Raw genomic sequence first — 14,160 nt, 5'->3', positions numbered from 1 at the left:
TCGACACCCACGCCGCGCCCCCGCGCGGCCTGCTCCCCGTGGTGCTCACCGCCACCTTCATGACCACCCTGGACTTCTTCATCGTCAACGTGGCCATACCGTCGCTGCAGAGCGGACTGCGGGCCGGCCCCACCGCCGTCCAATGGGTGGTGGCCGGCTTCGGCCTGGCCCTGGCGGCCGGCCTGGTCACCGCCGGCCGGCTCGGCGACCGGTTCGGGCGGCGCCGGATGTTCGCCCTCGGCCTGCTGCTCTTCACCGTCACCTCGGCCGCCTGCGGCCTCGCCCCGACCGCCGGAACACTGGTCGCCGCCCGGGTGGCGCAGGGCCTGGCCGCCGCGCTGACCGGCCCCCAGGTGCTGGCCATCCTGCGCACCGCCTACAGCGGACCCGCGCAGGCCAAGGCGTTCGGCTCCTACGCCATGACCATGGGCATCGGTGCGGTGCTCGGCCAGCTGATCGGCGGCCTGCTGATCCAGGCCGACCTCTTCGGCCTCGGCTGGCGCAGCTGCTTCCTGATCAACCTGCCGGTGGGTCTGGCCACGCTGGCGATGGTGCGCCGCTGCGTCCCCGAGTCCCGCGCCCCGCAGCGTCAGCGGCTCGACCTGCCCGGCACCGCGCTGGTCACCGCCGCCGTCACGGCCCTGGTGCTGCCGCTGATCCAGGGCCAGTCGCAGGGCTGGCCGCTCTGGACCTGGCTCTGCCTGGCCGGCTCGGCACTGCTCTTCACCGCCTTCGCGGTGCACCAGCGCCGGTTCGCCACCGATCCGGTGGTCGACTTCCGGCTGCTGCGGGACCGCGCGGCGGGCCTGGGCTTCCTGGGCCAGCTGGCCTTCAACCTCGGGCAGGGCTCGTTCTTCCTGGTGCTGGCCGTCTTCCTGCAGCAGGGCCACGGACTGAACGCCCTCGAGTCCGGGCTGCTCTTCACCGCGATCGGCGGCGGCTACCTGCTCACCTCCGTCGCGGCGCCCCGGGTCGCCGCCCGGCTGGGCCGGCAGGCGATCGCGCTCGGCGCGGTGGTGCTCGCCGCGGGCCTGGGCCTGATGGCGCTCACCGCCACCGAGGTCGGCACCTCGGGCAGCGCCTGGTGGCTGGCGCCCGGGCTGTTCGTCGACGGCCTCGGCATGGGCCTGGTGATCGGCCCGCTGACCAGCACCGTGCTCGCCGGGGTGAGCCCGCAGCTGGTCGGTTCGGCCGCCGGGGTGCTCGCCACCGTCCAGCAGGTGGGTGGCGCGCTCGGGATCGCGCTGCTCGGCAACCTCTTCTACAGCAGCCTGGCGCACGGCTTCGGCCACGCCTTCAGCCTCAGCCTGCTGGCCCTGGTGGCCCTGGAGCTGCTGCTGGCCCTGCTGGTCCAGGGCCTGCCGGGCCGGTCGGGTGAGTCCGGCAACTGAGCCCCTGTTGACCAGCCCGAGGGCTCCCGTGCCAGAGTGACTCGGATGAGTAGCGAGAAGAACCACGTGCCCGCCTGGGAGCAGCGCTTCCGGGCGGCACGCGTGTCCCTCCCCGACTGGGCGGACGACGCCCCCGACCGTTCACTGTACGTGTCGAACGCGACCGGCACCTACCAGGTCTACGCCTGGGACCGGGCCACCGGCAGCCATCGCCAGGTCACCGACCGGCCGCACGGCACCACCGACGCCGCGCTCTCCCCCGACGGCGCCTGGGTCTGGTGGTTCGACGACACCGATGGCGACGAGTTCGGCATCTGGCGCCGCCAGCCCTTCGAGGGCGGCGCCGACGAGCCCGCCGTGCCGGGGCTGGCCCCCTCCTACGAGGCAGGCCTGGCACTCGGCCGGGACGGCACCGCGGTGGTCGGCCGCTCCACCGACGAGGACGGCACCACCCTGCACCTGCTGCGTCCCGGCGCCACCGAGGCCGTGGAGATCTACCGGCACGCCGAGTACGGCGGAGTCGGCGACCTCTCGCACGACGGCACGCTGCTCGCCATCGACCACACCGAGCACGGCGACGCGATGCACAACGCGGTCCGGGTGGTCGCCACCGCCGACGGCCGGACCGTGGCCGAGCTCGACGAGGTGACGGGCCGCGAGGAGCCCCGGGGACTGGCCTGCCTGGGCTTCGCGCCGGTCCCCGGCGACAGCCGGCTGCTCCTCGCCCACCAGCGCCGGGGCCGCTGGGAGCCGGTCGTCTGGGATCCGCTGACCGGCACCGAGACCGAGCTGGCGCTGCGCACCGAGGACGGCCGCACGCTGCCCGGTGACGTCTCCGCCCAGTGGCGGCCCGGTGCCACCGCCCTGCTGGTGGAGCACGAGTACGAGGCCCGCAGCGAGCTGTTCAGCTACGACCTGGCGAGTGGCGTGCTGACCCGCCTGGACACTCCGCGCGGCACCGTGGCCGGGGCTTCGCCGCGCCCGGACGGCACCGTCGAGTACCTGTGGTCGTCGGCCGCCGAGCCGTCGGTGGTCCGCTCGACCGCCGGGCGGGTGGTGCTCCGGGCAGCCGGTCCGGTGCCGCCCGGCTCGGTGCCGGTCGAGGACGTCTGGGTCGACGGCCCGGGCGGGCGGGTGCACGCCCTGGTGCAGCGCCCGGAGGGCGACGGCCCGTTCCCGACCGTCTTCGAGGTGCACGGCGGGCCGACGCACCACGACTGCGACGCCTTCGCCGCCGGACCGGCCGCCTGGCTGGACCACGGCTTCGCGGTGGTCCGGGTCAACTACCGCGGCTCCACCGGCTACGGCCAGGCGTGGACCGACGCGCTGAAGGAGCGGGTCGGGCTGATCGAGCTGGAGGACATCGGCGCGGTGCGCGACTGGGCGGTGGCCTCCGGGCTGGCCGACCCGCAGCGGCTGGTGCTAGCCGGCGGCTCGTGGGGCGGCTACCTGACCCTGCTCGGGCTCGGTGTGCAGCCGGACTCCTGGTCGCTGGGCCTGGCCGCGGTCCCGGTCGCCGACTACCTGACCGCCTACGCGGACGAGATGGAGGCGCTGCGCTCGCTGGACCGCACGCTGTTCGGCGGCACGCCCGAGGAGGTGCCGGAACGCTGGCACGCCTCGTCGCCGCTGAGCTACGTGGAGAAGGTCCGGGTGCCGGTCTACATCAGCGCCGGCGTCAACGACCCGCGCTGCCCGATCCGGCAGATCGAGAACTACGTGACCCGGCTCGAGGAGCTCGGCGTCCCGCACGAGGTGTACCGCTACGACGCCGGGCACGGCTCGCTGGTGGTCGAGGAGCGGATCAAGCAGTTGCGGCTGGAGCTGGACTTCGTCCGCCGCCACCTCGGGACGTAGCGGAACCGCCGGGGCCGCACGAGGCCGTTCGCCGGAGGCTGTCCGGAGGCTATTCCAGGACCGGGTCGAGGCCCAGCGCCCGGTCCTGGGCGGCCTCCGCCTCCCGGCGGGCCAGCCGGAACCACATGAAGCCGGCGAACCCGGCGAAGACGAACCACTCCAGGGTGTAGCCGAGGTTCTGGAACGCCCGGGCGGTCAGCCCGTCGCCACCGGACGGCTGCGCGGTGGGCACGGCGGTCATCCCGGCCGGCACGTCATCGGCGGCCACCCAGCCGTCATACGTCGGGTACGGCAGCAGGTTGACGAGCGACGCCGGGCTGATCATGCCCAGCTGTCCGGCCGGCAGGCCGCCGGCCACCGCGCCCGTGGTGTCGCCGGTCTCCGGCGCCTGCAGGCGGCCGGTGACGGTCTGCTGACCGCTCGGCGGCGCGGGCAGCTGCGCCGGCGGCGCACCGGGCAGCCAACCGCGCACCACCGCCACGGCCCGACCGTCGGCGGTGCGCAGCGGGGTGAACAGGTAGTAACCCTGGCGGTCGTCCACGACGCGGTCGGGCACGGCCAGCTGGTGCGCCGCGTCATAGCTGCCGGTCACCGTCACCGGGCGGCCCACGGTGACCGTGCTGACCTTGGCCGCCGGGCCGGGCAGCACGGACTCCAACGGGCTGGCGGCGCCGGTCGGCCCGGTTCCGGCGGTGGCGTGGTGCGGCTCCGCCCGGGCCTCGAACCGGCTCAGCTGCCAGGTGCCGAGCCACAGGCAGACCGCGATGGCGGCGATCGCGAGGACCGTGCCGCCGAGCCACCGCGGAGTCAGGAGGAACCGGTACACACCCCCACGGTAACCACCTTTCACACACGCCCTTGCGCAGGGGGCGCTACTGGACGGCGGCGCGGTACACGGTGCCGCCGCCGCAGACGCCGCCCACGGTGGCGCTCGCCACGTCCGGCGCCGCCCCCAACGGGCGGTAGGTCAGGGTCAGCGAGCCCGGTGTGACCGCGGGCGACGGCTGTGTGCTCGCGGACGCCGAGGCGGGCGGAACCGACTGGCCGGTGGGTCCGGCGGTGCCGCCGCCGTCGCTCCCGGACCCCGGGGAGGCCACGGCGTCCCGGGCACCCCCGGCCTGCGCTCCGGCCCCGCTGACCGCCCCCGGGGAGGCGGCGGCGGCACTCGCGCTCGCCCCGGCCGCGCTGGGCTGGCCACTGCCGGTGGTCTGCGGGTCCGGCCCGGTGCTCGGGCAGGGCGTGTCCGGCACCCAGGCGAACACCATGCGGTAGTTCGCTCCGGCGGCCAGCAGCAGCGGGCTGTCCGGCGCGGGGGCCGGCAGGTCGGGCGCCGGGTCGCCGGCGGTGTGCGGCACCACCCGGACGGCGCCGCCGCCGCTGACCAGCGCACCGATCGTGCCGGGGTCGCCGAGCAGGCAGGGGTGACCGGAGATGTTGGTCACGGTGAACGCACCGTACACCCGCCCGCCGGGGTCGGCCTGACCGGTCGTGACGGTGCCGCCGCCCAGGTCGCCGCGGGCGCAGGCCGGTGCCGTGCTGGGCGCCGCGCCGGCACCGGCCGGCGCCGGCGAGCCCGAGGCGCTGCTGCTGGGCTTGGCCGACTGGCCGACGGTGGTCGGCGACGCGCCGGCACCGCTCGTGCTGGGCGTGCCGTCGCCGGGCACCGGCACGGGCACGGTCGGCCCGCTGGTCCGGTGCACCGCACCAGCGGGCCGGGCCGCCTCGGTGCCGCTCGGGGCGGCCGTACCGGCCGCCGAGCCGTCGGAGAGCTGCAGCGCGCCGAGGCGGTTCAGGGTGGGCACGGCGACGGCCGTGAGCGCCACGATCACCGCCGCGCCCGTCCAGGCCTGCCGGTAGCGGGCACGACGGGCCGGCACGGCACGCCGGATCCGGGCCAGCGCGTCGGGTGACGGCTGGACCTCGGCCACCGCACGGTGCAGCAGGGCCCGCACCGCCTGCTCCTCGCCCGAGTCGGGCCCCGGCTCCGGGCCGCCCGGCACGGGCACCGCGCCCGTGCCGTCGTGCTGCTGCTCAGTCATGACCGCTCTCCATCAGCACCCGAAGGGCCGCCAGGCCGCGTGAGCCGTAGGCCTTGACCGCGCCCACCGAGACCCCCAGCACCTCGGCGACCTGGGCTTCCGTCAGGTCCGCGTAGTAACGCAGCACCAGGACCTCCCGCTGGCGGCGCTGCAGGCGCTGCAGCGCGGCCTTCAACTGGTCGCGTTCCAGTGCATCGTAGGCACCCTCTTCTGCACTGGCCATGTCAGGCATCGGCTTGGGCAGCAGACGCAGCCCAAGGATCCGCCGGCGCAGCGTGCTGCGCGAGAGGTTGACCACGGTCTGCCGGAGATAGGCGAGGATCTTCTCCGGCTCCCGCACCCGCCGCCTGGCCGAGTGCACCCGGATGAACGCCTCCTGCACGACGTCCTCGCAGGAGGACTGGTCGTCCAGGAGCAGCGCCGCCAGCCGCAGCAGCGAGCGGTAGTGGGCCTGGTAGGTGGTGGTCAGCAGGTCGACGCTCGCGCCGACCTGCTCGGTGGCCGCCGCCGTCACCTCCGCCTCAACGGGTCGCCGCACGGGATCCGGGCGCACGCCGCTCTGCGGGGCCGGGCGCACTCGGGGCGGCCTCGCCACCGCACCCACCACTGCCAGGTCTGTCACGCCCATTGGACACTTGATCCCCCCTCAGGGTTGCCCCGCTCGGCCGACATTCTTCCGTACCCGGCGCAGCCCCCTCCACCAGGAAGGGGGCAGCGCGGCCCGGAAGCATGTCGAAACGGGGTCAACCGTGGCGGGGGACGGGGCCGGGAGGGCCTCAGGGGTGTGAGGTCCGCCGCCGCCGGTCCAGCCGGATCCTGCCGCAGGCGTCATCCGGTGCGGAGCGGGAGCGGACAGCACCGCGCCGACCACACCGGTGGCACCAGTGGGGTCGGCGCGGTTGGTGGGGTCGGCGCCACCGGTCACGGCCGGGAGCGGCTCACCGCCCCGGCCGCGCGGGTCAGCGTCCGGTTCCGCCGTAGACGACGGCCTCGTCGCTGTCACTGTCCAGCCCGAAGGCGCTGTGCACGGCGCGGACCGCCTCGGGCACGTCCTCGGCCCGGGTGACCACCGAGATGCGGATCTCCGAGGTGGAGATCAGCTCGATGTTCACGCCGGCCTCGGAGAGCGCCTCGAAGAAGGTCGCGGTGACCCCGGGGTTGGACCGCATGCCGGCGCCGACCAGCGAGATCTTGCCGATCGCGTCGTCGTAGCGCAGCGACTCGTAGCCGATGCCCTCCTTGACCCGGCCGAGCGCGTCGATCGCCTTCTGGCCCTCGGTCTTGGGCAGCGTGAACGAGATGTCGGTCAGCCCGGTCGAGGCGGCGGAGACGTTCTGCACCACCATGTCGATGTTGACCTCGGCGTCCGCGATGGCGCGGAAGATCCGGGCGGCCTCGCCCGGCTTGTCGGGGACGCCGACGACCGTGACCTTCGCCTCGGACGTGTCGTGGGCGACTCCGGAGATGATGGCCTGCTCCATCTCGCCCCCTTCGGGCTCGTTCGGGTTGGTGTTGCTGACGATGGTCCCCGGCAGACCGGAGAAGGACGATCGTACGTGGATCGGGATGTTGTAGCGCCGCGCGTACTCCACACAGCGGTCCAGCAGCACCTTCGACCCGGAGGACGCCAGCTCCAGCATGTCCTCGTAGCCGATCCAGTCGATCTTGCGTGCCTTCTTCACCACCCGGGGATCGGCGGTGAAGACGCCGTCCACGTCGGTGTAGATCTCGCAGATCTCGGCCTTGAGGGCCGCCGCCAGCGCCACCGCGGTGGTGTCCGAGCCGCCCCGGCCCAGCGTGGTGATGTCCTTGCTCACCTGCGAGACGCCCTGGAACCCGGCCACGATCGCGATGTTGCCCTCGTCCAGCGCGGAGCGGATCCGGCCGGGCGTGACGTCGATGATGCGCGCCTTGTTGTGCACCTGGTCGGTGATCACACCGGCCTGGCTACCCGTGAAGGACTGGGCCTCGTGTCCCAGGGATTTGATCGCCATCGCCAGCAGGGCCATGGAGATCCGCTCTCCAGCGGTCAGCAGCATGTCGAACTCACGGCCGGCAGGAATCGGGGAAACCTGCTCGGCGAGTTCGATGAGCTCGTCCGTCGTGTCGCCCATCGCGGACACCACGACGACGACCTCATGGCCGGCCTTCTTGGTGTCGACAATTCGACGGGCTACGCGCTTGATGCCCTCGGCATCCGCAACGGATGAGCCGCCGTACTTCTGCACGACAAGGCCCACGTGCGCTCCTCGACTAAGTCGTCTAAGTCGTCTTCGGGGGTGGCGACCGACGCGGGTGGCGCCGCCCGATCCCCCCAGACCCCCTCGGACAGGGGGTACTGCGGTCGTCCGCCAGTCTACCGAGCAGGGGCGGCCTGTCCGACGCTTTCCATATGATGAGACTGCTGTTTCACGAATTGAACGCCCGTCAGGCGGGCGAACGGGCAGGTCTGCGGAGGGCCGGGCAACCGCGGAGGAGAATTTCAGGCCGAGGGCCGGGTGGGGCTGGAAATATCCGCGCGGAGATTTTTCTGGAATTCCGCAGTAGACCGTCCGGTGGGGGCGTGCGGGGGCGGGCTCGGGAACGGGAGGCGTGCGGGGGCGGGCCCGGGACGAGGAGGCGCGTGCAGGGGCGGGCTCGGGATCAGGTCCCGAGTTCGGCAGCCATCAGGTCGCCGGCCTGCTGCTCCAGCTGCTCGTCGGTCAGGCCGTCGTCGTCGGTGTCCGCGCCGTCCGGCACCGCGCCGATCGGGCTGTCCATCCGCACGTGCGCGATCAGCGACTGCAGCGCCCGCAGCACCGCCGTGCAGCTGGAGCCCCAGGTGGACAGGTAGGAGTACTGCCACCACCAGAGCGCCTCACTGACCCGGCCCTCCTCGTAGTGCGTCAAGCCGTGCCGCAGGTCACTCACCACGCCGGCCAGGTCGTCCGAGATCCGGAAGGCGTTCGGCCGCTCCGGCGGACCGTAGGGGTCGAACACCTCGTGGTAGACGTCGATCGGGGCCAGCAGCTCCGCCAGCTTCTCGCGCAGCTCCACACCGTCCGGCTCAGGACCGGCGTCCGGCTCGAACCGGTCGTCCGGCACCACGTCCTCGACGGCGCCGAGCCGACCGCCGGCCAGCAGCAACTGGGAGACCTCCAGGAGCAGGAGGGAGATCGCGCTGCCCGGCTCGTCGCCCTTGGCGATCTCCGTGACGGCGACCACGAAGCTCTTGACCGAGTCCGCGACCTGCACCGCGAAGTCGTCCGGCTCCGGCAGGCCGTCGGGCATCCGCACCGCCTGCGGCTTCCCCGGCTGCTGCCACATCGCCTGCTGCACCGTCGGACCCGCGGACATCCCAGTCGTTCCAGGCATCCCAGTCGCTCCAGACATCTCAGACCTCTCAGACATCGAGCAGTCGTCTCCCTTCGAAGGCCCGGCCGAGGGTGACCTCGTCGGCATACTCCAAGTCCCCGCCGACGGGCAGGCCGCTCGCCAGCCGAGTCACCTTCAGGCCCATCGGCTTGCACAGCCGGGCCAGATAGGTGGCGGTCGCCTCCCCCTCCAGATTGGGGTCTGTGGCCAGGATCAGCTCGCCGACCGTCCCGTCGGAGAGCCGGGCCAGCAGCTCGCGGATCCGCAGGTCGTCGGGGCCGACGCCCTCGATCGGACTGATCGCGCCCCCCAGCACGTGGTAGCGGCCGCGGAACTCGCGGGTCCGCTCGATCGCCACCACGTCCTTGGGCTCCTCGACCACGCAGATCACCGTCAGATCGCGCCGCGGGTCCTGGCAGACCCGGCACTGCTCGGCCTCGGCCACGTTCCCGCAGGTCACGCAGAAGCGCACGCGCTCCTTGACCTCCAGCAGCGCGTGCGCCAGCCGGCGGACGTCGACCGGGTCGGCCTGCAGGATGTGGAAGGCGATCCGCTGGGCGCTCTTGGGACCCACACCGGGCAGCCGGCCCAGCTCGTCGATCAGGTCCTGCACCACGCCCTCGTACACCGCTCCGCCTTCCTTGCCGCGCTGATCGCGCCGGTCGTCGTGTTCGTCCTCATCATCCAACGATCGGGGCGCCGGGCACAGCGCCCGGCGCCCTGAAGTCGTCAAACGTTCAGACCTGATCTTTGGTTGTTCAGATCTTGTGCCGCTTCTTCGAACGCTTTGGGGCCTGTTGCGGCTGCTCCTCGGTTCGCCTCCGCAACCGTCCGGGTGCACCGCGCAGTCGCCAGCGCGCACCCCGCACCCGCCCGTCGACTGCCGGCGCAGCGGCGCAGCGGCGCCCGCAGGCTACCGGGGGGCGGTCAGAACGGGAGGCCGGGGATGCCGCCGCCCAGCCCCTGGGTCAGCGGGCCCATCCGCTCGGCCTGCAGCTTCTGCGCGGCCGCGGCGGCGTCGCGGACGGCGGCGAGCACCAGGTCCGCCAGCGTCTCGGTGTCGTCCGGGTCCACGGCCTGCGGGGAGATCTTCAGCGCGGTCAGCTCCCCGCTGCCGGTCACCGTCGCCTCCACCAGGCCACCGCCCGCCGAACCGGTCAGCCGAGCCTCGGCCAGCTCCTGCTGGGCCTTGGCGAGGTCCTGTTGCATCTTCTGGGCCTGCTTCAGCAGCGCCTGCATGTTGGGCTGCCCGCCACCAGGGAACACGGGTCACTCTCCTGACTGATCTGCTTCGGACACCTTCATGCCGAGCCTATGTCCTGACCGGCCCGGCCGGTCGCCGGGCGACCGCGCACCGCCCGGTGGCCCGGTGGCTCAGCCGCCCGGTTGCCGCCCTCAGCTCAGCCGCCCCGGTTGCCGGCGCTCAGCTCAGCCGCCGTGCTGGATCTCCTCCAGCACGGTGGCGCCCAGCTCCCGCATGATCAGCTCCTCGCCCGACGGACCATGGGCGGGCGGGCCGGACGGGACATCCGGGTGCGCTTCCACCGGGTAGTCCTCGGGCGGGAAGTCGTCCGGGTACTCGTCCTCGGGCGCCGTCGGCTGGGGCGCCGCGACTCCCCCGGCTGCGGGCTGCGGCCCCGCCATGGGCGGCGAAGTACGGGCAGGCGGGTAGGCCTGGGTGGGCGCCTGGGCCTGGGCGGGTGCCTGGGGCTGAACAGGTGCCTGGGCGGGCGCCTGGGGCACCTGCTGGGCCGGGGCGGCCTGCGGCTGGCCGACCGGAGGCGTTCCCGGGGCCGCCGGCGGTGCACCGAAGCCGCCCTGGCCCGCCTGGTGGCCGCCGACCGCGGTGGCCGTCGCGGCCTGCTGGGGTCGCGGTGCGCCCCAGCCGCCCCCGGCTCCCCCGGTTCCCCCGCCGCCCGGCGGAGAAGCCTGCGGCGCGGAGGCGTTGCCCGCCCCGCCCGAGGGGTCGACGATGCACTCGATCCGCCAGTCCACCCCGAGGGCGTCCGCCAGCGCCTGGCGGAGCACCTCGTCGCTGTTGCTGGAGACGAAGCTGTCACGGGCGCCCGCGTTGATGAACGAGACCTGGAGCGTGCTGCCGTCGAAACCGGCCACCTGGCCGTTCTGGCTGAGCAGGATCCAGGTGAACCGGCGGCGGTTCTTCACCGCCTCCAGCACCTGCGGCCAGAGCTGGCGCACCTGGGCGGCACCCTGCTGAGCCTGCGGGTTGGGCGCCGCCGACTGCTGGGGGGGCTGCTGGGCCACCGGGGCCGGCGCGGGTGCGGGTGCGGCCACGGGGGCAGACACGGGCGCAGGGGCGGCGGGCACCGGCGCGGGGGCGGCGGGTGCGCCGGGAGCGGGGAAGCTGCGCGGGATCGGCCAGGCGCCGGGGGCGGCCTGCTGCGGGGCGGCCGGCTGCGCGGCCGCCGGCTGGGGTGCGGCCGACTGGGGTGCGGCTGAATGGGGTGCGGCCGGCTGAGCGGGCATCGGCTGGCTGTGCATCGGCTGACCCTGCGTGGGCGGAGCCTGGCCCTGCGGCGGCGCGGCCGGCGCAGCGGGCATCACCGGGGCGACGGGTGCGGCAGCCACGACGGGCGCAGCCTCCTGGGCGGGCGCCGCCGCCCCCGGGAACGCCTGGCCCTGCGCCAGCGTGGCACGGCGCTCCAGCTTGTCCACCCGGGCCATCAGCGACAGCTCGTCCTGGTAGGCCCCCGGCAGCATCACCCGGGCGCAGATCAGCTCCAACTGCAACCGGGGCGCCGCGTTGCCGCGCATCTCGGTCAGCCCGGTGTTGACGATGTCGGCGGCCCGGCTCAGCTCAGCCGCCCCGAACCGCTCTGCCTGCGCCTGCATCACCGCGACCCGGTCGGCCGGGGCGTCGATCAGCCCCTTCTCCCCCGCCTCCAGCACCGTCGCCAGGATCACCAGGTCGCGCAGCCGTTCCAGCAGGTCCGTCACGAACCGGCGCGGATCGTGCCCGCCCTCGACCACCCGGTCGATCACCTGGAAGACCGTCGCCCCGTCCTGGGCGGCGAAGGCGTCGACCACCTCGTCCAGCAGCGCCGAGTCGGTGTACCCGAGCAGCGCGGTGGCCATCTGGTACGTGACGCCCTGCTCGCCGGCGCCGGCCAGCAGCTGGTCCATCACCGACATGGAGTCACGCACCGAGCCGGCGCCGGCCCGCACCACCAGCGGGAACACCGCATCCTCGACCTGGATCTGCTCCCGCTGGCACACCTCGGCCAGGTAGTCCCGCAACGTCCCCGGCGGCACCAGCCGGAAGGGGTAGTGGTGCGTCCGGGACCGGATCGTCCCGATCACCTTCTCCGGCTCGGTGGTGGCGAAGATGAACTTCAGGTGCTCCGGCGGCTCCTCCACCACCTTGAGCAGCGCATTGAACCCGGCCGAGGTCACCATGTGCGCCTCGTCCAGGATGAAGATCTTGTACCGGCTGTGCACCGGCGCGAAGAAGGCCCGTTCACGCAGCTCACGCGCGTCGTCCACGCCACCGTGCGAGGCGGCGTCGATCTCGATCACGTCGATCGACCCGGGCCCGCCGGTCGCCAAGTCCCGACAGGACTGGCACTCACCGCACGGCGTGGGCGTCGGCCCCTGCGCGCAGTTCAGGCAGCGCGCCAGGATCCGCGCACTGGTCGTCTTCCCGCAGCCACGCGGGCCGCTGAACAGGTACGCGTGGTTGACCCGGTTGTTGCGCAGGGCCTGCTGGAGCGGAGCGGTCACATGCTCCTGCCCGATGACCTCGGCGAAGGTCTCGGGGCGGTAACGGCGGTACAGAGCTAGGGACACGCCACCGACGATATCGGGACAGACCGACAAACGCGTCGGCCCCCGAAAAGACAGGACCCCTCGTGCACCCGCCAGAGCCCTCCTACCCTTGCTGCCTTCCGGCCCTGGGGGGGTTCAGAGAGATAACGCCACACGAGGGGCTGCCCACAAGAGTAGCGGATCCCCGCTGCTCCCCCGACCACCACCCCCATCTCCGATCCGCAGGCAACCCCCGCCTCCCCACCTGCGAGATAGCGGTTCGCGAGCACCCCTCGACATGGGCTAAGCTCTCCCACGGAGGATTCGCCTAGAGGCCTAGGGCGCACGCTTGGAAAGCGTGTTGGGGGCAACCCCTCACGAGTTCGAATCTCGTATCCTCCGCCTTTGCCTAGCAAGGCAGTTGAAGGCCCCGACCGGGTTTCCGGTCGGGGCCTTCTTCGTGTCGTGGTCTCAGTTTTGGTCTCAGTTGGGGTTCTGGGCCTCAGGCGGCGTCTTCGCCGGGCTCCTCTGGGCCAGATCCGACGTCGCCCCACAGGGCCGCGCCGATCTTCCTGCCGACGTCGTTCAGCATCGGCTCGGTGACGTGCTGGTAGCGCTGGGCCATCGAGGTCGAGGACCAGCCCATGATCGCCATGACGATCCGCTCGGGCACGCCGAGCAGGAGGAGGACGGTCGAGGCGGTGTGGCGGGCGTCGTGGAGGCGGCCGTCGCGGATGCCGGCCTCGCGCAGGAGCCGCTTCCAGTGGTGGTAGTCGGTGCTGGGGTTGAGCGGCTCGCCGGTCTCCGAGGTGAAGACGTAGCCCTTGTCCGTCCAGAGGTCGCGGGCGAGGGCCCGTTCGCGGTCCTGCTCCTCCTTGTGCTGCCGGAGGATCGCGACGAGTTGCTCGGGCAGGGGCACCGCGCGTCGCCCGGCTCGGGACTTGGTGTCCTTGGTCTCGCGGCGGATCGGCTCCTTTTGCGGGCAGAAGCCGGGCTTGCGCCCGCAGCGGTCGCCGCAGCCGTGCCGGTACTTGGGCCGCAGCCGGCCGCGCTTGACCCAGGCGACGCCTCGGGCGAAGTCGACGTCCTTCCACTGGAGCCCGAGCACCTCGCCCTGACGCAGGCCGAGGGCGAGCGCGAAGATCCAGCGGGCGGAGTTGCGGCGCTTGCGCGCCGTGTCCATGAGCGCCTGGACCTCCTCGATCTCGAACGGCTCGACCTCCTCCTCTTCGAGCTTCGGGGCCTTGGCGATCGTGGCCACGTTGCGGGTGAGGTGGTCGCGCCGCAGGGCCTCGCCGAGGGCGACGCGGATGGTGCGGTGGGCCTGGTGGGCGGTACCGGCGGCGCTGCCGGCGGCCTGCATCTTCTTGTAGAAGCGCTCCAGGTGCTCGGGCTCCAGCTTCTCCAGGCGGTGCGCGCCGAGGCCGGGGACGAGGTGCACGCGGACAGCGACCTCGTATCCGGCGTAGGTGTTCTCGCCGACGGTGCCGGGCACGATCTCCTTGATCCAGTGGGTCAGCCACTTGCCGACCGTCCACTTCTGGCCGGCCTTGGGCACGGTGCCGTTGTCGCGCAGCTTCTCCAGCTTGCGGACCTTGGCCGTGACCTCGGGGCGGGTCTTGGCGCTGACGTGGCGGCGGTCGGGGGTGCCGTCGTCCTTGACGCCAACCGTGACGCGGCCGTGCCAGCGGCCGTCGCTGCCCTGGTAGATCGAGGAGTCGCCGTTGGGCTTGCGGGTGTTCGCCATCGGTTCC

At 73.1% G+C, this 14,160-nt stretch carries 11 protein-coding genes, 1 tRNA gene and 1 other RNA gene; 3 read left to right on the top strand and 10 right to left on the bottom strand.

The window, feature by feature from the left end; all coding sequences use genetic code 11:
• Positions 1–1,391, top strand: a 1,391-nt coding sequence (locus LN042_RS33080) for an MFS transporter (RefSeq protein ID WP_230055138.1), incomplete at its 5' end; no start/stop codon positions are given.
• Positions 1,392–1,436: 45 nt separating this feature from the next.
• On the top strand, positions 1,437–3,248 hold the full coding sequence (locus LN042_RS33075) for a S9 family peptidase (protein WP_230055137.1): 1,812 nt from the start codon (positions 1,437–1,439) through the stop codon (positions 3,246–3,248).
• A gap of 49 nt (positions 3,249–3,297) precedes the next feature.
• Here LN042_RS33075 and LN042_RS33070 read toward each other — a convergent pair whose 3' ends face one another.
• From LN042_RS33070 to ffs, 9 genes are all read right to left on the bottom strand, one after another.
• Entirely contained in the window at positions 3,298–4,074 is a 777-nt protein-coding gene (locus tag LN042_RS33070; protein ID WP_230055136.1) for an SURF1 family protein, read from the bottom strand.
• 46 nt (positions 4,075–4,120) lie between these two features.
• Positions 4,121–5,287, bottom strand: coding sequence for a hypothetical protein (locus tag LN042_RS33065; RefSeq protein WP_230055135.1), 1,167 nt, complete (start codon positions 5,285–5,287; stop codon positions 4,121–4,123).
• Entirely contained in the window at positions 5,280–5,915 is a 636-nt protein-coding gene (locus LN042_RS33060; RefSeq protein ID WP_230055134.1) for a SigE family RNA polymerase sigma factor, read from the bottom strand. Before LN042_RS33060 ends, LN042_RS33065 begins: the two co-directional genes overlap by 8 nt.
• A 331-nt stretch (positions 5,916–6,246) precedes the next feature.
• The gene (locus tag LN042_RS33055; protein ID WP_230055133.1) at positions 6,247–7,527 is read right to left on the bottom strand and encodes an aspartate kinase; all 1,281 of its coding nucleotides are present in this window, start codon (positions 7,525–7,527) and stop codon (positions 6,247–6,249) included.
• Positions 7,528–7,930: 403 nt separating this feature from the next.
• Positions 7,931–8,593 (bottom strand): DUF5063 domain-containing protein, encoded by a 663-nt coding sequence (locus LN042_RS33050; protein WP_372495861.1) that lies wholly within the window; start codon positions 8,591–8,593, stop codon positions 7,931–7,933.
• Between the two features lie 76 nt (positions 8,594–8,669).
• A complete protein-coding gene (gene recR / locus LN042_RS33045) occupies positions 8,670–9,269 on the bottom strand; it encodes a recombination mediator RecR (protein WP_230055140.1) in 600 nt (199 codons plus the stop codon).
• Positions 9,270–9,568: 299 nt separating this feature from the next.
• Entirely contained in the window at positions 9,569–9,907 is a 339-nt protein-coding gene (locus LN042_RS33040) for a YbaB/EbfC family nucleoid-associated protein (RefSeq protein ID WP_230055132.1), read from the bottom strand.
• A gap of 162 nt (positions 9,908–10,069) precedes the next feature.
• Positions 10,070–12,448, bottom strand: coding sequence for a DNA polymerase III subunit gamma and tau (locus LN042_RS33035; protein WP_230055131.1), 2,379 nt, complete (start codon positions 12,446–12,448; stop codon positions 10,070–10,072).
• A gap of 48 nt (positions 12,449–12,496) precedes the next feature.
• Positions 12,497–12,593, bottom strand: an RNA gene (gene ffs, locus LN042_RS33030) — signal recognition particle sRNA small type.
• Between the two features lie 130 nt (positions 12,594–12,723).
• Between ffs and LN042_RS33025 the strand changes: the two genes are divergently transcribed.
• A tRNA-Ser gene (locus LN042_RS33025) sits at positions 12,724–12,808 on the top strand.
• Positions 12,809–12,908: 100 nt separating this feature from the next.
• Here the strand turns inward: LN042_RS33025 and LN042_RS33020 are convergent.
• Complete coding sequence (locus LN042_RS33020) at positions 12,909–14,153, bottom strand: tyrosine-type recombinase/integrase (protein WP_230055130.1); 1,245 nt, start codon at positions 14,151–14,153, stop codon at positions 12,909–12,911.
• Between the last annotated feature and the right edge of the window lie 7 nt (positions 14,154–14,160).

The organism is Kitasatospora humi, assembly GCF_020907985.1.
GTDB classification, from domain to species: Bacteria; Actinomycetota; Actinomycetes; order Streptomycetales; family Streptomycetaceae; genus Kitasatospora; species Kitasatospora humi.
This window is presented reverse-complemented; position numbering and strand designations above follow the sequence as displayed.

Coding starts and splice junctions, on each gene's coding strand:
- LN042_RS33075 (WP_230055137.1), top strand. CDS start 1,437: ATGAGTAGCGAGAAGAACCACGTGCCCGCCTGGGAGCAGCGCTTCCGG.
- LN042_RS33060 (WP_230055134.1), bottom strand. CDS start 5,915: ATGGGCGTGACAGACCTGGCAGTGGTGGGTGCGGTGGCGAGGCCGCCC.
- LN042_RS33050 (WP_372495861.1), bottom strand. CDS start 8,593: ATGTGGCAGCAGCCGGGGAAGCCGCAGGCGGTGCGGATGCCCGACGGC.
- LN042_RS33020 (WP_230055130.1), bottom strand. CDS start 14,153: ATGGCGAACACCCGCAAGCCCAACGGCGACTCCTCGATCTACCAGGGC.
- LN042_RS33065 (WP_230055135.1), bottom strand. CDS start 5,287: ATGACTGAGCAGCAGCACGACGGCACGGGCGCGGTGCCCGTGCCGGGC.